Raw genomic sequence first — 18,929 nt, forward strand, 5'->3', positions numbered from 1 at the left:
GATTACCAAATTAACAGTGCTTCGATATCTCAACTTACCTACCCTGCTCTTTTAAGTTTGGCAAAAAGGCCGCTACGATGCCGATCAGCGGCAAAAAGGAACAGAGGTGATATACGTATTCGATGCCACTACGGTCTGCCAACTTACCGAGCACTGCCGAACCAATGCCGCCCATCCCAAATGCAAACCCGAAAAACAAACCCGATACCAGCCCTACATTCCCCGGTAATAATTCCTGGGCATAAACCAATATGGCGGCAAATGCCGAGGCAATGATCACCCCGATGATAAAAGCGAGGATGATGGTCCAAAATAAATTGGCATACGGCAGCATCAATGTAAAAGGCGAGGCGCCTAAGATGGACAGCCAGATGACATATTTTCGCCCGATTCGGTCGCCAACCGGCCCCCCGATCATGGTACCTGCAGCCACAGCAAAAAGGAAGATGAACAGGTAAATCTGCGATTGCTGTACAGACACGTCAAACTTGTGTATCAGATAAAACGTGTAATAGCTGGTGAGGCTCGCAAAATAAAAATATTTCGAAAAAATCAGTACCAGCAATACCACGATAGACGTCACCACGGTGCTGCGGGGCAGTACACGATGAACGGCTACCTTAACCTTATTCTTACGGAGGATGTAATTGCGGATGGATTTCGGCTTGTACCACTTACCGATACGATAAAGGATGATGATCGCCGTCAGTGCCGCTATGGAAAACCAGATGACGTGAAACTGCCCAAACGGCGCAATGAGCATGGCTGCCAGCAACGGGCCGATGGCGCTGCCCGCATTGCCCCCAACCTGGAAAAGCGACTGCGCAAAACCGCGCCGCCCGCCCGATGCGGCGTATGCCATGCGGGAGGCCTCGGGGTGAAACACGGATGACCCCGTCCCCACGAAAGCGACCGCCACCAGCATCCACTGGTAGCTAGGCGCCAGCGCCAGCATCACCAACCCCGTTAGGCTAAATCCCATGCCTACAGGCAACGCATAGGGATAGGGTTTCGTGTCCGTAATAATACCCACCAATGGCTGCAATAGCGAAGACGATAACTGGAACACCAGCGTGATCACACCGATCTGCGAAAAACTCAGCTGGAAAGAATCTTTTACAATCGGGTAAATGGCCGGTATAAGCGACTGGATGGTATCATTGAGCAGGTGTGAAAAACTCAATGCAAATAATACGGGATAAATGGTAGCGGATACGTGCTTACTGACGTTGGATTGCTCGTTGCCCATGTCACAGAATGAATTTCGTGCAAAGCTAAACATATTATCGATGCACCGAATCATCGCTTTGCAACAAAAAAGCCGGGAGGATTACAATCCCTCCCGGCCGCAATCGTTGTAAAGGTTGAAGCTATAAAGTCAAGCTCAATTTGATCTGAAACATATTATTTTTAAATTTTTCTTCTCCCGATCGAATCTCTCCGTCACCCTCGCTTGTTTCATATTCGAACTTGAATGATCCCGGGAAATAATCCAAGGACAAACCGATAGCACCGTACCGCACCGTGGCACCATAGTTTTGTTTAAATCCGAATTTACCCAGTTTGCCGAATGCAGCGATACCACTGATTTCGTCGGCATCTTCTTCTTCGGGCATGAACGTGAAGTAGCGTTCGTCATCATCGTTGTACGCATAATAATCCAGACCATTCACGAAATAGGTGGCGGCAAGTTGCGCACGTACGTCGAGCACCAGTTTATCGATGAAATTGATTGAAATCACGGGCCCCAGCTTAGACGATGCCGATGCAGCAAAAAAACCTGCTTCGTCCACTTCGTACCCGTCGGCCCTATCCCTTTCTATAAAACCGGTCCAATCCAGCTCATTGTAGGTAAGCGACAGCTGGGTCCAGTCAAGTCCTATTTTAGTATCGAATATTGGCAACAGGCTGGTTTTATTAAAATAATAATTTCGTCCAAATTCCAGCACATAACCGCGTTTTGCACCATAGCGGCCATCCTGTAGGTTAGCCAGCATAGACGCTTCGCCATCTAACCCGCCTCCATTAACGGAGAAATTTGATAGGTCGTTCTCGAGCTCCTGCCCGAAATTACTGAATCCGAGTCTCAAATAGCCACGGCTATTCCTGGATTCACTGCCCGTAATCTGGCCAAACGACCAACTTACTGCACACAATAACACGGTTAATACTAGTAGTTGCTTTTTCATGATTAATTGAAATGGTTTAAACGTTATTTGTTTCAGCATCTGGTTTATAAACGTCGCAAACATAAGCAAAGCTGATTCTCGAAAAAATACCCACAAGTGGGTATTTTTACCTGGTTTACCGCTATTTTTTTTTGGAGCAATTATTGCATTAAACTTTCAGACGCCGGTTAGTGTCATACCATAAATAATAAGGAGCAGTAAACAAGATTATTTTACCATAACAGCCCCGTATGAAAACGTATCTTACCATTGCCGTTGGTCTTGTCGGAATAGCAGGACTTACTTCATGTACAAAAGAATATTATAGTCCGCCTCCAAATAAGACGTTCATCTATACCGTCTCCACCAACGATTGGGCGTGGGACGAGGGCGTGATCAATCAGATCTACCACGACATCGATTTGCCTGAGCTAACCGATTACTATGTGGATCAGGGGGTGGTAAGCGTATCGATAAGTGTGGACAGTGAAGTATCTTACAATATTTTGCCGGCCACTATCATGGGTACTTCTTACTCCGTCAATTATACCACGGGTTTTGTAACCATTTATGCCGAAGACCCGATATTCGATCCCGACTACGAAGTGCCCATCCCGGATAGAACGATTAAAGTTAAAATCACGCTTTCCGAGGCGGACTACATTCCATAGGAAACCGCATCCCATAAAAAAAGCGGCTTTAGGCCGCTTTTTTTATGTTGAAAACAATTTCTTCCAACCTACTTCGTTCCCATCTCCTCAACCACGGCCTGGCTCACCCCGGTGAACGAGAACCCACCGTCGTGGAACAGGTTCTGCATGGTAACCATTTTAGTCAAATCAGAAAACAAGGTCACCGTATAGTCCGCACACTGGTCGGCCGTAGCATTTCCCAAGGGCGACATCTTATCGGCATAAGATATGAAATCACCGAAACCTTTCACGCCTGAGCCTGCGGTGGTCTGTGTAGGGGACTGGCTGATTGTATTTACGCGCACACGCTTCTTCACACCATATTGGTAGCCGAAGTTGCGGGTGATGCTTTCCAGCAATGCCTTTGCATCGGCCATGTCATTATAGTCCGGGAAGACACGTTGCGCGGCAATATAGGTAAGTGCTACCACCGAGCCCCAGTCGTTGATGGCATCCTTCTTCATGGCCGTGGCCAATACGCGGTGGAGACTGATTGCCGAAATATCGAATGCCTTATGCATAAACTCGTAGTTGTTTTCCGTGTACGGAATCCCCTTACGTACATTGATGCTCATGCCTACCGAATGCAGGATAAAATCAACCCCCCCGCCGAAATGGGCCAATGCCTGGTCGAATAGGTTTTCGATATCCTCACTGCTGGTCACGTCGGCCGGAATCACGGGCGCATCATTGCACGATGCCGCCAATTGCTTGATGGTACCCATACGTAAGGCCACGGGTGCATTGGTCAGTAAAATATCGGCACCTTCCTGCACACACCGTTCTGCCGTTTTCCAAGCGATGGACTTATCATCCAACGCTCCGAAAATAATTCCTTTCTTACCTTTCAATAGGTTATGAGACATAGTTCGTTGTTTTTAGTCAATAAATATACAGCGGGTAAAAGTAACGCTTTTTTTTGTTTTTTTGATTTATACGGTAAGCGTGCATCGACGACTTACGACTGCACCCCTAACAACTCGGCAGCATGTTGCATGGCCGCTTCGCCGGGATTAGCGCCGCTCAGCATTTGCGCCAACTCCAATACGCGCTCCTGCGGTTGCAATTGCACCATATGGGTCGCTGTCTTGTCGGCTGACTCCGCCTTGTACACTTTGAAGTGGGCGTTCCCTTTGGCCGCAATCTGCGGCAGATGCGTAATGGCGATTACCTGCATCCGCGCGGCCAAACGCTCCATGATGTCGGCTACCTTTAACGCCACCTCTCCCGATATACCCGTATCGATTTCATCAAAGATGATGGTAGGCAACGACGACGTTTTGGCAATCAGTGATTTGATCGCTAACATCAATCGGGACAATTCGCCGCCGGATGCAACCTTGCTGATGGGCTGTGGCTCCTGGCCTCGGTTCGCCGTAAACCGAAAGTCCACCCGGTCTTGTCCCGACTCCCTGACTTCTGCGTCGCCCACTTGGAATATACTGACCTGCAACCGGCTATGGGGCATACCCATCTCACCCAATACGTGGCTTATCTCCTTTTCCACCATCGGAACGACCGACTGGCGGCTCTCACTCAATGCCTTTGCCAGTTCCAGTAATTCGCTCTGCAGACGCGCCACCTCGGCTTCCAACTGGTCAATAGCTGCTTCATCGGCCGACAGGTTCTCCAGTTTCGCCCCCAGCTCCCGATGCAAAGCAATCAGCGCATCCACATCATCTGCACGGTGTTTCTGTTGCAGTGCATAAAGCTGGCTAAGCCGCTCGTTGACCTCCATCAGCCGCTCTTCGTCCAACGAGATATCCTGTTCGATACGGCCCACCTCCTCGGCTAGGTCTTTCAGCTCAATGAAAGTACTTTGAAGCCGCTCGACCTGTGGCGAAAGCGCAGGCATGTGACGCTCAGCCTGCTGCAACTGCTGGAGGGCGGCTTTAAGGAGTGTTACAGCATTGATTTCGTCTTCTTGCAATATGGCTACAGCACCTAGCAAGCTCCGCTTAATTTCTTCCGCGTGCTCCAACTGCTGTTGTTCTGCCTCCAACCGGGTTGCCTCCCCAGCCTGCAATTTGGCGGTATCCAACTCGTCGAATAGAAATTGATGATAATCAGCCTCCGCATTGGCACGGGCAGCCTCATTTTTCAGGTTCTCAAGTCTGGCAGCGGCCGCCCGATGGGCACGGTATACCGACGTATACTGCTCGCGCAGTGGTTGATTCTGAGCCACACTATCGAGGATCAGCAATTGAAATGACTCAGCGTTGAGCTGTAACGTAGCATGCTGGGAGTGCACGTCGATCAGCCTTTCGGTCAGCGCCCTAAGTACCTGTAGTGTCACAGGGGTATCGTTTACGAATGCGCGCGATTTGCCCTCTACACTGACCTCCCGCCTTACAATGGTTTCCTGCTCATAATCCAGATCGTACTCAGCAAAAAAATCGCCCAGCCCGTAATCCGAGATATCAAAATATCCCTCAATGATGCATTTTTTCTGTTGGTTAAAGAAGTAACGGCTTTCCACACGCTGCCCCAAAATCAGTGACAGGCCACCCATGATGATAGACTTACCGGCGCCGGTTTCACCGGTCAGGATATTTAAGCCCCTATCGAAATGGATATCGAGCGAATCAATCAGTGCATAATTCCGGATAGATAGTCGACTCAGCATTCGTATTTAACGGCTATTGCGTAACGTTTCATATTTATTGATATTCGCAGGGTCTACCTCGGCAAGGATATTATACGCCTGCACCCTCTCCTGCTGTCCCATGCCACTGAATATCCCCACAAGCTCGTCAGACTTTGCCGTAAAAAACACCTGGTTGAACACCGCACCTTGGGCCATCCGGTCCACCTGTTTCAATATTGGCAACAAGTCTATCATGGTTTTTCGGGCATGTTGTACATTTTCTGACATCGTATCCAAACCGCCTATATGGAAACGGTAGATGAAATCGCGCAGGGGTTGATACCTACGGTCCAGCAAATTATTGACCAGCCAAAAGCGATTATTCCCCTCCATGGAGCGCCATCCGGTGAAGCCCGTGTTCTGGGCATTATTTACAATATTCTGGGCAGCGGTATAAAAGGGTGTGCCTCCGTTTTGTTCAAACGTATCGGCATCCAGCCCCACGATAATGTATGCGTAATACGCGAGCAGCGACGTCAAGTTATTCATATATTGCTGGTCAGAATAATCCATCAATTGCCCCTCGGTATAGCTGAAATCAAAATTGTTGTCTGAAATACTAAGCACCGGGCTGTTATACGACGTATTGAAAACCGGGCGGGTAGAGATAATCTGTGCCTGTGCCGTGAAATTTGAAGATCCATCCCACGAGTTGATCGTGATTACAAAGCTACAATCGATACGTTCTTGCGGCTGCACCTGGTTTGCACTCCAGGTCCGGTTATTGAGGAAATCGGAAACGGCTTTTTCCAATACTTCCAACGCCCGTTTATTGGTGTTCTGTACTTGCGGCGATAAGATTTGTACACGTGCATTCAGGTCTTGCGCTACCCCCAACCGGGCAGATAGCAGAAAAAAAAGAACGAAGGCCGATGGCCACACCAAAATGCGTACCGCTGTAATCATGCCCAAACTTAGATAAAGTTGTTTTGATATGCAAAAGATAATCTAGCCGGTGATTTTTCCAATTTGAAAAGTTTTAAGCATCTTCGCTAAACCTTTGTGGTGCGTGTATGTTTAAGGTACAAAGGACAGCTGAAAATTACATATTAGACTTTGAATCGATTTGGCAGAATAGCAATTAAGATACTCTTTTGGATTGTCGGTGGCATTATCGGATTGGTTTTACTTGTATTCGTGCTGATACGCATTCCAGCCATCCAGAATTATGTGGTCGGTAAAGTCACTGCCTATATCGAGAACAAAATCAGTACCCCGGTACGGATTGCCCGTGTAAGCCTCGACTTACCAAAAATGCTGGTACTCGAAGGGGTGTATTTTGAGGACCAATCGCAAGACACCCTCATTGCGGGCGACCGATTGCGGGTAGATATCAGTATGCTGAAATTATTGCGGAACACCGTCGAGATAAGCCAGATCGACCTACAAGGTATTACAGCAAAAATAAACCGCACATTGCCCGACAGTACCTTTAATTTCGATTACATCATTACGGCATTTGTAGGTGAGCAGGACGAAACCACCCCACCGGACAGCAGTGCGCCGATGAAGTTCGACATCGATAAGGTAAACCTCGAACGTATCCGGTTTCTGTACCGCGACGATGTAATCGGGATGGCGGCAGAAATCAATTTAGGGAAGCTGTCTACGCGCATCGGCGTTTTTGACCTAGAAGGCAATATGCGCTTCGGGCTCCCCGAAATCACCATCAATGGCCTGCAGGGGTCGGTGCGTCAATGGGCGGTGGCTGAAGGAGGTGAAATTCCGGATGCAAGCGATTTCGGGGTAGTCGATGCAGCCGAAACATCACTATTGCCCGACTTGGAATTCGGAACAATCAATCTCAGTGCGATAGATTTCGCCTATACCGATGAGGCAGGAGCGATGGACACGCGATTCAAGATAGACAAGCTGCTCGCTCGGCTGAACGAACTTGATCTCAACAATGAGTTTGTCGATATCCGGGAAATCGATCTCGACGGGTCGGCGTCACACATCTTTTTCGGGCAAACGGAAGCACCGGATAACAGTGAGGCAGACACCACCGCTGGTGAGCCGGTCAACTGGCGGGTTCGGGCTGCAGCGATCCATATTGCCAATACGGACTTCACATTCCGAGATGCCAATCAGCCCCGTATCGACAAAGGATTCGATTACGGCAACATCGGAATTACCGGGTTAGCCGGCAATCTGACGGATCTCTACTATTCGGCCGATACGATAAGGGGCCGGTTGGCAGACCTGAAAGCCAGCGACCGCAGTGGATTCCAGCTGAATCGGCTGCAGGCCGAGTTCAGTTACACAAACCAAGGGGCAGAGCTGAGCAACCTTTATGCAGAGACACCCCATACGCTTATCCGCGACTACATCAGCGTGTCTTATCCCTCTCTGGAGACAGCAATGGAGGAACTTGGCACCATCCAGTTGGTGGCCGATATCAAGGAAAGCCATTTAGGCATGGAAGATGTGCTATACTTCGTACCCGATATGGACACGATGGAGGTGATGCAACCACTTTGGGCTCATACGTTCTTCATCAATACAGAAATCAATGGCCGGCTAAACGACCTACAGATTCCGAGCTTGGAGCTACAAGCACTCGACAAGACCCGGTTAGTGGCCCATGCACACATCCGTGGGCTGCCAGACATAGACCAGCTGGATGTCGACCTTGATCTGGAAGAATTCGTTACGGGGAAAGCCGACCTCGACCGGCTGATTGCCAACAGCCTACTGCCCGACAGCATCAATTTCCCAGCAGACATTATGCTTGCGGGTACATTCAACGGAGGGATGAATGGCTTTCTCACCGATATGCAACTGCAAACCAGTATGGGAAATGCTACGCTGGCTGCTGACTACCGAGTACAAAATCGCGACACCGTGTATGATGCCCAGTTGAGTATCAGCGAGATCGACATCGGCCAGCTGCTTAAGATGGATTCGGTACTGGGCAAGATATCTTTTGCAGCACATGCCAAGGGTAGCGGACTGGACCCTGCTACCGCCGTAGCTGATATCCAAGCCGAGTTGATCAGCCTCGAAGCGATGGGCTACGAATATACCGCTATCGGTGTCGATGCCGCAGCGAAGGGTGGTGACATCACCCTCTCGGCAGCCAGCGGCGACCCCAATATCGATTTCGACCTTAATGCGCATGCCGACATGCGGGGGCAATACCCTAAGGTAAACCTGAACCTGATGGTGGACAGCGTAAACATGAAAAACCTAGGCCTAATGGCAGACGAATTCCGTTACCATGGCCGGTTGGTGGCCGATCTGGAAACTGCCGACATCGATCACCTGAACGGCACCGTGGATATTGTAAGCTCTTCTATTGCCTATAACGATGAACGGTATATGTTGGATACGGTTAGGTTGCGCGCCGTGGCACGAGACAGCTCCACCATGATGCAACTGCAATCGGAGTTCCTCAATGCACACATGGTGGGTAATTATAAACTTAGCGAGCTTAGCGCCTCCGTGCAAGACATCATGGCTATGTACTACCAGCCCGACTCCATTGCCCCGGTATTCGAGTACTCACCGCAGCGGTTCGATTTCAGTGCGCAGTTCACTAGGTCGCGCTTCATCCGGGGCCTTGTCCCCGACCTTACCGAAATGGAAGATATCACGCTCGATGGCTCGTTCAACAGCGAAGACAAGATGTTACTTGCCAAAGCTGTTGCGCCCCACGTAACCTATGCGGGCACGACTATAAACAACGTCGGGTTTGACCTCAACACCTTCGATAGTACCATGTACTATTCCGTGCTCATCAACCGCATTGGGCTGGGTAATATCGAATTGGTCAACACACTTCTCAGTGGTACGGTACAACAAAACAAATTGGATTTCGGTCTATGGATCAAAGACCAAGCCGACAAAGAGCGATACCACCTCGGCATGGGCTTGCAGGTGGATGCCGGCAACTTTCTGTTCAGCTTGCTGGATGATGGATTGATGCTCAATTACGACCAGTGGGAAGTTCACCCCGAAAACGCTATCTCCTTTGGCAAAGATGGCCTCCGTACACACCAATTTATACTCAGCAATGACGGGCAGGAGATGGCTATTACTTCGCAAGACTCCACCCTGAATGCACCTATCGATTTGGTCTTCACGAATTTCAGGATAGAAACATTCAGCCAGATACTGGAAAGCGACCTGCTCAACATGGGCGGTGGCATCAACGGCACCGCTACCGTTTCGCGGCTCGAATCGTCACCCGTGTTTGTTTCCGATATAACTGTCGATCGGTTTTACTTTGGCAACGATACGGTAGGCAACATAAATATCAAGGTCAACAATGAGCGTGAAAACATCTTCGCCGCCGATGTGGCAATCAGCGGCAATGGCAACGATGTGAAGCTTACCGGCGATTACATCAGTTCACCCGGCCAAACCGCCCAGCTGGATTTCAAACTGAACATCCAACCGCTCACTATGCATACGCTCGAAGCATTCAGCCTTGGATACCTCCGGAATACTGCGGGCGATATCAATGGCAACCTCCGTATCACCGGCACAACGGAGCAACCCCGTATCAATGGTGAACTCGTCTTTAACCAAGCGACCCTCAACGTAGCCATGCTCAACGCTACCTTTAATATCGATGAACAGCGAATCAATTTCAATGATAATGGTCTACGCTTCAATCGATTCCAACTGAAAGACGCCAAAGGAAACACCGCTATGCTAAATGGCTCTGTGAATACCAAGACATATACAGACTATGCATTTGCACTTACGCTTACGGCCGACGACTTCCAAGTGCTGAATTCGAGCCAGCAAGACAACGACATGTATTACGGACAGCTTTATGTATCCAGCAATCTCCGTATTCAGGGTGATATAAACAATCCCAACGTCAACGGCACGCTACAAGTAAATGACGATACGGATGTCACCTTCGTGATGCCGAACGATGACCCGGGTATGGTCGACCGCCAGGGAATTGTCCGGTTCGTAGACCGGAGTGACACTTCCAGCGTCAATGTATTTGCTAAGGTAGATTCCCTTACGCAAACAGAGTTGAGCGGGTTGAACTTATCCGTCAATATCGTCACCGACAAAGACGCCAAATTCACCATCGTTATCGACCCCGGGAGTCAGGATGCGCTGGCGATACAAGGCGAGGCCGAGCTGAATGCAGGCATCGATCCCAGCGGCGAGATTACATTGAACGGCAACTATACGGTCGAGACGGGTAATTATTCGTTCTCATTCGGCCCCGTCAAGCGGTTATTTCAATTCAAACAGGGCAGTATAATCACGTGGGCGGGTGACCCCCTGGATGCCCGTATGAACATCACGGCGGTATACAACGTCAAAGCGCCTACATTGGAGCTGGTACAAGCCCAGATTGGCTCCTCCGAGCAATCAAGCCTCTATAAACAACGGGTACCTTTCAACGTAAACCTGCACATTACCGAACAGCTGTTCCAACCCAGGTTGAGCTTCGACATTGATCTCGACGAAGACAATGCCATGGTTTCACAGGATGTTACCAGTAAAGTGAATACCGGACTCACACAATTGCGGGAAAACGAGTCAGAAATGAATAAGCAAGTCTTTTCATTGATTGTGCTGGGCCGCTTCATGGCCGCCAATCCGTTTGAAAGCCTTTCCGGGGGCGGCGGAGCCGAAGCCATTGCCCGTAATACCGTAAGCTCATTCCTGAGCGGCCAGCTAAACCGGCTGGCTGGCAACCTCATCCAAGGACTTGAGTTTGATTTCGACCTGCAATCCGAACAGGATTATAGCATGGGTACCGGGGAAAACCGCACCGACTTAAACGTGGGCGTCTCCAAGATGCTCTTCGACGACCGCATGAAAGTGACAGTGGGATCAAACTTTGAGCTAGAGGGCAACGCCCGGCCGGGCGAACAAACCACCAATATTGCAGGCGATATCGCCATAGATTACCAGCTCACCGAAGATGGCCGCTACGTGGTGCGGGTTTACCGTAAAAACCAGTACCAGATAACCCTTCAGGGGCAGTTCGTAGAAACCGGCGTTGGTTTTATCGTTAATCTCGACTACAACGAGTTCAAGGAAATCTTCAACCGCCAGAACCAGCAGGCCAATGAGTTCAATACGGACACCCGGCAGTTCCGTAGGCGGTGGGACGTAAACCGGATGGAAACAGACACGGCATATCGCGACAGCGTGCGCAGAGCGATCATTGACAGTCTGCAACGCAACGACCCCGAGTTTTTGGAACGGATGCGACAGCGGCGGCAGGAACGGCAGCAGCAAGAGCAAGAAGGGGGGAACACCCCCGCGACGCCCGATGCTACACCCAAACGTACCGCAATACGGATAAATGAACAAGAGGAAAACGTTACAACAGATGAAAGGGCGATGGATGGACAATAAGTTCGGATGGTGGGTATACGCCATTTCCGTGGTAGCATGCCTGGTAAGCTGCAGTAATCTCAAGTACCTCCCCGAAGGCGAGCAGCTTTATGTAAAGGGCGAGGTGGAAATCGAGACCGACACCATCCCTAAGCGGTACATCGAACCATTGAGCAATAACCTTGAGGAGTTACTGCGGCCGGAGCCTAACACAACAATATTGGGCATGCGCCCACAACTATATTTATATAACATCGCCGGCGAGCCGAAGAGCAACCAAGGATTCCGCAACTGGCTGAAAAACAAAGCCGGGCAACCCCCAGTGCTACTGAGTGATGTCAATCGCGAATACAACGAAAACCTACTGCGCAACCGACTGGAAAATCTTGGGTTTTTCCAAGCCCAAGTGACTTCAGACACCACAATAAAAAATCGGAAAGCCACTGTTACCTATACCGCAAGCCCATATATCATTTATCGGATCGATTCGGTAACGTTCGAAGTAGATAGCAGCGAATTGGGCAAAGCCATCAAAGCCACTGAACCGGGTTCACTGCTACTCGCGGGCAGGCCCTATAACCTCGACAACATCATCGCCGAGCGGGAGCGGATCGATAACGAATTGAAAAACCGGGGGTATTACTACTTCAACCCGGATTACCTGATTATTGAGGTGGATAGCACAGGGCACGACCACCACGTCAACTTGTATGTAAAGCTCAAGGAAGAAACACCCGACAAAGCAAAACGCGCTTATTATATCAACGACATCTATATCTATCCAAACTATACCCTCACCGAACGAGGATACAGGCGGGCAGACCGCCGCAATGCGTCGCTATACAGAGACAGTTACTATTTCATAGATCCGGAAGAAACGTTCCGGAAGTTTTCGATAGCCCAGGCGATGTTTTTCAAACCGGGCGACAGATATACCCGCCGGGACCACAACAGCACCATCAGCCAGCTGGTAGGCATGGGGGCTTTCCGCTTTGTGCGCAACGAGTTTGCCGATGTTGAAGGCAAACCGAATCAATTAGACGTCTATTACTACCTCACGCCAATGCCCAAGAGGGGCTTACGACTAGAGCTACTTGGCAAAACTGCCTCCGTGTATAACGGTTCTGAAATTAATGTCAACTGGCAGCACCGCAACGCATTCAGAAGCGCCGAACTGCTCACATTCACCGTATATGGGGGATTCGAAACCCAAACAGGCGGCAATGTCAACCTCAATTCGAGTTTTTACCGATACGGTATCGAGGCCAGCTTATCGTTTCCGCGTATGATCGCGCCTTTCAACTGGCAGCCTACACGGCGGTTTGTACCGCACACGGTTTTCCGTACTGGCTACGAATTCCTCAACCGGCGCACGGCCTACAGCCTAAACTCGATGCGTTTTTCTTTCGGTTACCTATGGAAGGAAAACATCGAGAAGGAACACGATTTGAAAGTACTAGAGGTAGGTTATGTGCAACCGCGCAATATCACCGAGTCTTACCAGGCCATGCTGGATACCATCCCTCCCCTCAGGCATGCCATCGAGCCGCAATTTACGTTCGGTCCTATCTATTATTTCACGTACACCAACTCGATGAAAGCCGACCCGAAACATGGTGTATACTTCCGCGGTGGGTTAGACCTTTCGGCCAACCTCTATGGCATCATCAGGGGTGCCAATGTGGACGAGGGCCGGCAATACCAGATCTTCAATGCCAATTTCTCGCAATACATCAAAATAGAAGCCGATGTAAGGCATTACTTACGTTTAGGACCCAATGCCAAACTGGCATCTCGTGCGATGGCAGGCTTTGGGTACTCATACGGGAACTCCCGCATGCTCCCCTATTCGAAGCAATTCTTTTCGGGTGGCCCTAATGGCCTGCGTGCCTTCCGGGCACGGACAGTAGGCCCAGGGTCTTTTACCCCGGAGTTTTATGGTGAAGACAACTTTTATGCGGACCAGACAGGCGACATCAAGATAGAACTCAACACCGAGTATCGCGCAAAACTGGCGAGCATCGTACATTGGGCAGCTTTTATCGATGCGGGGAATATCTGGCTCCAGCACACAGATGACGAGAAGCCAGGCGCAGCCTTCGGCAAGAACTTCATCAATGAAATGGCGGTAGGTGCTGGGCTAGGGCTACGCTTCGATTTCACGTTCCTAATCCTCCGCACAGACCTCGCCATGCCCCTGCGTATCCCCTACCGACCTGCAGGCGAACGGTGGGTGATGGATGAAATTAATTTCAGGAGTCCCGACTGGCGGCGTCGCAACCTCGTGTTCAATCTCGCCATCGGGTATCCGTTCTAATTCAATTAATCACGTCTTTCCAAATCCGGGAGATATTTGCTATATTGTTCCATGCCTACCAATAATCCATCATTCGGCGATCAGGTGATCGCATTCAACAAGCAGCTCGAATACACGGGCAACCTACCCGAGGGTTTTGCGGTTATAAATCCCTTTATCGAAAACCCCGAGACGATTCCCACGATGGAACGTTTTTACGGTAAATTCTACAAGGACAATAAAAAGCGGAAATTCATCATCGGTATCAATCCGAGCCGCCATGGTGCCGGCATCACCGGTGTACCGTTTACTGACACCAAACGGCTGAAAAACGTATGCGGTATAGAAATGAAAACCGCCTATTCCCACGAACCGTCCTCAGTGTACCTGTATGACGTTATTGAGCAATATGGTGGGGCACACGCGTTTTACCGTGATTTTTACATCAATTCACCATTCCCGCTGGCCATTACCCGCCACAACGAGCGCAACCGGTGGATCAATGCTAACTATTACGACGATAAATCGCTATTTGAAGCGGTTAAGCCCTTCATGGTGGCTACATTGAAAAACCACCTGCAACTACCTGTAGATACATCGAAGGTGTACGTACTCGGGAAAAAGAATGCTGCCTATCTTGAAAAAATCAATATGGAGGAGCAACTCTTCGGCGAATTGGTGGTTTTGGAGCACCCCCGTTTCATCCAGCAATACAAATCGCGCGAAAAATCCGATTACGTACTCAAATACCTCAAGCTATTATCCATATAGCAGCTATTTCAACGGCGCTTCCTGTTTACGTTCCCACTCTTCCTGCATACGGGCCCCTTGGGGATTCCCTTCGAAATCGCGTGCTATATTGGAGGTCATCGTCACCGAGAATGGCGTAGTCTGTGGAATGAAGTCCTCCTCGTGCCCCGGCTTGCTGTAATCGTATGGCCACCGATGTACCGTGGGAAGCTCACCCGGCCAATTGCCATGGAGGTGTTCCACCGGCGTAGTCCATTCCAATGAGTTGGCACGCCACGGGTTCTGTACCGTCTTTTTACCATAAAACATCGAGTGGATGAAATTCCACAAGAATGCCAGTTGTGCTATACCGGCTATGATGGCCGACCACGATATAAAGATATTCACCGGCAGCCAATGGTCCATGAACCGGAATTCGGTAAAGGCGTAATACCTTCTAGGCACACCGTCTATACCCATGAAGTGCATCGGGAAGAACACAAAATAGGCACACACAAAGGTAATCCAGAAATGTAAATACCCCAGTTTCTCATCCATCATACGTCCGAAGAGCTTGGGAAACCAATGGTAAGTACCCGCCAGCATACCGAAAATAGCCGCACACCCCATTACCAGGTGAAAGTGGGCCACTACGAAATAGGTATCGTGCAGGTGGATATCGATGGGAGCATTCCCTACATAGAGTCCGGTCAGCCCGCCTGAGATCAAAAACGACACGAAGCCAATTGCAAACAGCATGGCCGGCGTAAACCGCAGGTTGCCCCGCCAAAGCGTCGCGAGGTAATTAAATACCTTGATAGCGGAGGGTACGGCAATGATCAAGGTGGTCATCATGAAAACACTGCCTAAGAAAGGATTCATACCCGACACGAACATGTGGTGCCCCCAAACCAAGAAAGAGAGCGTCAGTATCGCTATCAGCGAATACACCATTGCATGGTATCCGAAAATAGGTTTCCTTGCATTGGTGGATATCACCTCTGACACGATGCCGAATGCCGGCAAGATAGCTATATATACTTCAGGGTGCCCCAAAAACCAGAATAGATGCTCCCATAAAATCACGCTCCCCCCCTCATTGGGCAGAATCTGGCCCTGTATTACGAGATCGGCCAAGTAAAAGCTCGTACCGAAGCTCCTGTCGAAAATCAGTAGTACCAAACCGGCTACAAGTACGGGAAATGAAAGCAACCCCACCACGGCTGTCAGGAACAGCCCCCATACGGTAAGCGGCATCCGCCAGAGGTCCATCCCTTTTGTCCGCAGATTAAGTACGGTGCTGATGTAATTGAGCGATCCCATGAGTGAAGAGATGACGAAAAGGATGACGCTGATCAACCAGATTGTCATCCCGGCACCTGAACCGGGGATTGCTTTCGGTATAGCCGATAACGGCGGGTAAACCGTCCAGCCAGCACTTGCCGGTCCACTTTCAACAAAAAATGAAATCATCAATACCACGCACGAACTGAAAAAGAACCAATAAGACAACATATTCAGAAAGGGCGAAGCCATATCCCGCGCACCGATCTGCAGGGGTATCAACAGGTTGCTGAATGTGCCGCTGAGCCCCGCCGTAAGCACGAAAAACACCATAATCGTACCGTGAATGGTAACCAGTGCCAGGTAAAATTCCGGGCGTATCCGCCCACCCTCGGCCCACTTACCCAGAAAAACTTCCAATATTGGGAAAGATTTGTCGGGCCAGCCCAGTTGCAGGCGGAATAAAATAGATAACAGCAGCGCGAAGAAAGCCATGATGATCGCAGTAATGAGGAATTGCTTTGCAATCATCTTGTGGTCCTGGCTGAAAACATACTTTGTGATAAAACTTTGTGGTTCGGAATGAGCGTGTGCTTCCATGTTAAATACATTATTTAATACTATCGTTACCGCCCGGATGCCAAAAACGGGAGAACATCACAGCCGATTGGCAAATTGGACGACTCAAAATAGGGAGCCCCAAAACATGCAACAGGTATCATTTACCTTTGAGCAGATTCACTGATTTACATCAAACACCAAGATAACTGGCAAAGCAAGCGATTGGGAGTCACCTAATGGTGAGTCAAAGTTAATAAAAGAGTTTTATATCTTTTATTAAAAAAGATATATTTGTCAAAAACATTTTCATGGAAGTCTTGACGGCACAATCTGTGGCAATTGCAGCCACGTTTATTTGGATAGGTCTTATCCTCGGGATCAGTTTTCTCGAAGCATGGTTGAAATTCAGGGCGCCCGGCGTAACCACGGCCATCGGTCTGGGCATCGGCCGCCTCGTATTCGGTGCATTGAATAAATTAGAATGGGTATTGGCCATCATCGTGGCTATCGGTAGCTTTATCGGAAAAGGATTGGCGGGCGTTACCGGCAATGTAGTATTGCTAATCATTGTTGCCATATTAATCCTACAAACGGTATGGATGCTTCCGGTCCTCGACAAGCGTGCCCGGCGTGTAATCAACAACGAGCCCGTCCGGCCTTCAAGCCTACATATTTTTTTCATCACTGCCGAACTGGTAAAAGTTGGGTTATTATTTACCATAGGGAAATCCTTATTAAGCGGTTTGTAAAATATTCCCTATATTCGCTACGGTCGATAAAACGAGTAGGAACCAAGTAAATAATACATAATCTTATGAAGATAACCGTTGTAGGCGCCGGAGCAGTAGGCGCTACCACCACAGACAATATTGTCCGCCGTGAACTCGCTGAAGAAGTGGTATTGTTAGATATCAAAGAGGGGCTGGCTGAAGGGAAAACTCAGGATATGTCGCAGACCGCTGCATTGCTGGGTTTTGACACCAAGGTTACCGGTGTAACCAATGATTACAGTAAAACCGCAGGCTCTGCCGTGGCTGTCATTACTTCGGGTATTCCCCGCAAACCGGGAATGACACGCGAAGAGCTCATTGGCACCAACGCCAGCATCGTGCGAGAGGTGGCGGAAAACCTGCTGAAATATTCGCCTGATGTCATCTTGGTGGTGGTTTCCAACCCTATGGATACGATGACTTACCTGGCGCTCAAGGCCACAGGACTTCCCAAAAACCGTATCATCGGTATGGGCGGCACGCTTGATTCTTCACGGTTCCGCTACCAGTTGAGCCTACGCTTAGGTGCCTCGCCGGCTGACCTCAACGCCATTGTTATCGGTGGCCACGGTGATACCACTATGATTCCACTCATCAACCACGCTACCTGGAATAGCTTGCCGGTAACACAGTTCTTATCAAAAGAAGAACAAGAACAGATTGTAGCCGACACCATGGTCGGTGGTGCCACCTTGACCAAGCTTATCGGTACCTCGGCATGGTATGCACCGGGTGCATCTACCGCCGCAGTGGTAGAGAGTATCGTGCGCGACCAAAAAAAGCTCTTCACCGCATCAGTTTACCTTGAAGGCGAATACGGTCAAAGCGACATCAACCTCGGCGTACCGGTAGTATTGGGAAAAGGCGGCTGGGAACGTATCCTCGACCTCCCGTTGGACGACACAGAAAAAGCTGCCTTCGCGAAAAGTGCCGAAGCAGTCCGTACCATGAATAATGTATTGAAAGAAATCGGGGCGCTTTAGTCCATGGTCACTGTCCCGTTAACCTTACTGAATCTTCAAGACAATGGCTTCCACCTTTTGATGGAAGTCATTGTTTTTGGGCATTCTTTCCAAGCGGTCCTAGACACCGGCGCATCCAAAACGGTATTTGATAAAACCACGGTCGAGACCCATCTTCACGAAGACATGGTATTGAAGCATACCGATATGGTATCTACCGGGTTGGGCACCACCTCGATGCAGAGCTTTACGCTCAATGTACCCGATCTACAGATTGGCGGCCTCCACCTGAAGAACTATGAAGTTGCCGTATTGGATTTATCCACTATCAATTACGCCTACCAGCAGCTTGATATCGACCCGGTTATCGGTGTAGTGGGCGGTGACATCCTCACACGGTATGGCGGGGTGATCAATTACCGGAAATCTACATTAACCTTACGCACACGGAAACTCCCCGTAAAAGCGCCGATTATCCACCGATAAACGTGTTTTATCT

The 18,929-nt window shown here is 49.5% G+C and carries 13 protein-coding genes; 7 read left to right on the forward strand and 6 right to left on the reverse strand.

The features are described from left to right. Nucleotides 1-34: 34 nt before the first annotated feature. Nucleotides 35-1,249: an MFS transporter gene (locus NGM62_RS05005; protein WP_262246299.1), complete on the reverse strand. Its 1,215-nt coding sequence runs from the start codon at nucleotides 1,247-1,249 to the stop codon at nucleotides 35-37. Nucleotides 1,250-1,370: 121 nt separating this feature from the next. Continuing rightward, a complete protein-coding gene (locus NGM62_RS05010) occupies nucleotides 1,371-2,189 on the reverse strand; it encodes a hypothetical protein (protein ID WP_262246301.1) in 819 nt (272 codons plus the stop codon). 230 nt (nucleotides 2,190-2,419) lie between these two features. Between NGM62_RS05010 and NGM62_RS05015 the strand changes: the two genes are divergently transcribed. After that, the gene (locus NGM62_RS05015; protein ID WP_262246303.1) at nucleotides 2,420-2,839 is read left to right on the forward strand and encodes a hypothetical protein; all 420 of its coding nucleotides are present in this window, start codon (nucleotides 2,420-2,422) and stop codon (nucleotides 2,837-2,839) included. 68 nt (nucleotides 2,840-2,907) lie between these two features. Here NGM62_RS05015 and NGM62_RS05020 read toward each other — a convergent pair whose 3' ends face one another. The 3 genes from NGM62_RS05020 to porD form a co-directional block, all read right to left on the reverse strand. After that, nucleotides 2,908-3,726 (reverse strand): enoyl-ACP reductase FabI, encoded by an 819-nt coding sequence (locus NGM62_RS05020; RefSeq protein WP_262246305.1) that lies wholly within the window; start codon nucleotides 3,724-3,726, stop codon nucleotides 2,908-2,910. Nucleotides 3,727-3,818: 92 nt separating this feature from the next. Further along, a complete protein-coding gene (recN, locus tag NGM62_RS05025; protein ID WP_262246307.1) occupies nucleotides 3,819-5,486 on the reverse strand; it encodes a DNA repair protein RecN in 1,668 nt (555 codons plus the stop codon). A 6-nt stretch (nucleotides 5,487-5,492) separates the two neighbouring features. Continuing rightward, the gene (gene porD, locus NGM62_RS05030) at nucleotides 5,493-6,413 is read right to left on the reverse strand and encodes a type IX secretion system protein PorD (RefSeq protein WP_262246308.1); all 921 of its coding nucleotides are present in this window, start codon (nucleotides 6,411-6,413) and stop codon (nucleotides 5,493-5,495) included. 150 nt (nucleotides 6,414-6,563) lie between these two features. Between porD and NGM62_RS05035 the strand changes: the two genes are divergently transcribed. From NGM62_RS05035 to NGM62_RS05045, 3 genes are read left to right on the forward strand one after another with little or no spacing between them, the layout of a single operon-like run. After that, nucleotides 6,564-11,849, forward strand: coding sequence for a translocation/assembly module TamB domain-containing protein (locus NGM62_RS05035; RefSeq protein ID WP_262246310.1), 5,286 nt, complete (start codon nucleotides 6,564-6,566; stop codon nucleotides 11,847-11,849). Continuing rightward, nucleotides 11,797-14,145, forward strand: a complete 2,349-nt coding sequence (tamL, locus tag NGM62_RS05040; protein ID WP_262246313.1) for a translocation and assembly module lipoprotein TamL — start codon at nucleotides 11,797-11,799, stop codon at nucleotides 14,143-14,145. Before NGM62_RS05035 ends, tamL begins: the two co-directional genes overlap by 53 nt. Nucleotides 14,146-14,196: 51 nt before the next feature. Further along, nucleotides 14,197-14,895 (forward strand): SMUG2 DNA glycosylase family protein, encoded by a 699-nt coding sequence (locus tag NGM62_RS05045; RefSeq protein WP_262246315.1) that lies wholly within the window; start codon nucleotides 14,197-14,199, stop codon nucleotides 14,893-14,895. Between the two features lie 3 nt (nucleotides 14,896-14,898). Here NGM62_RS05045 and NGM62_RS05050 read toward each other — a convergent pair whose 3' ends face one another. After that, complete coding sequence (locus tag NGM62_RS05050; protein ID WP_262246317.1) at nucleotides 14,899-16,737, reverse strand: cytochrome c oxidase subunit I; 1,839 nt, start codon at nucleotides 16,735-16,737, stop codon at nucleotides 14,899-14,901. 269 nt (nucleotides 16,738-17,006) lie between these two features. Here NGM62_RS05050 and NGM62_RS05055 point away from each other — a divergent pair, with 269 nt between their 5' ends. The 3 genes from NGM62_RS05055 (at nucleotide 17,007) to NGM62_RS05065 (ending at nucleotide 18,916) form a co-directional block, all read left to right on the forward strand. Beyond that, entirely contained in the window at nucleotides 17,007-17,447 is a 441-nt protein-coding gene (locus NGM62_RS05055) for a hypothetical protein (protein WP_262246319.1), read from the forward strand. A gap of 65 nt (nucleotides 17,448-17,512) precedes the next feature. Continuing rightward, on the forward strand, nucleotides 17,513-18,451 hold the full coding sequence (locus tag NGM62_RS05060) for a malate dehydrogenase (protein WP_262246320.1): 939 nt from the start codon (nucleotides 17,513-17,515) through the stop codon (nucleotides 18,449-18,451). 60 nt (nucleotides 18,452-18,511) lie between these two features. Then, nucleotides 18,512-18,916 (forward strand): aspartyl protease family protein, encoded by a 405-nt coding sequence (locus NGM62_RS05065; protein WP_262246322.1) that lies wholly within the window; start codon nucleotides 18,512-18,514, stop codon nucleotides 18,914-18,916. The last annotated feature ends 13 nt before the right edge of the window (nucleotides 18,917-18,929 follow it).

The sequence above is a fragment of the Parapedobacter soli genome, from assembly GCF_025460835.1.
In the GTDB taxonomy this organism is placed as follows: domain Bacteria; phylum Bacteroidota; class Bacteroidia; order Sphingobacteriales; family Sphingobacteriaceae; genus Parapedobacter; species Parapedobacter soli.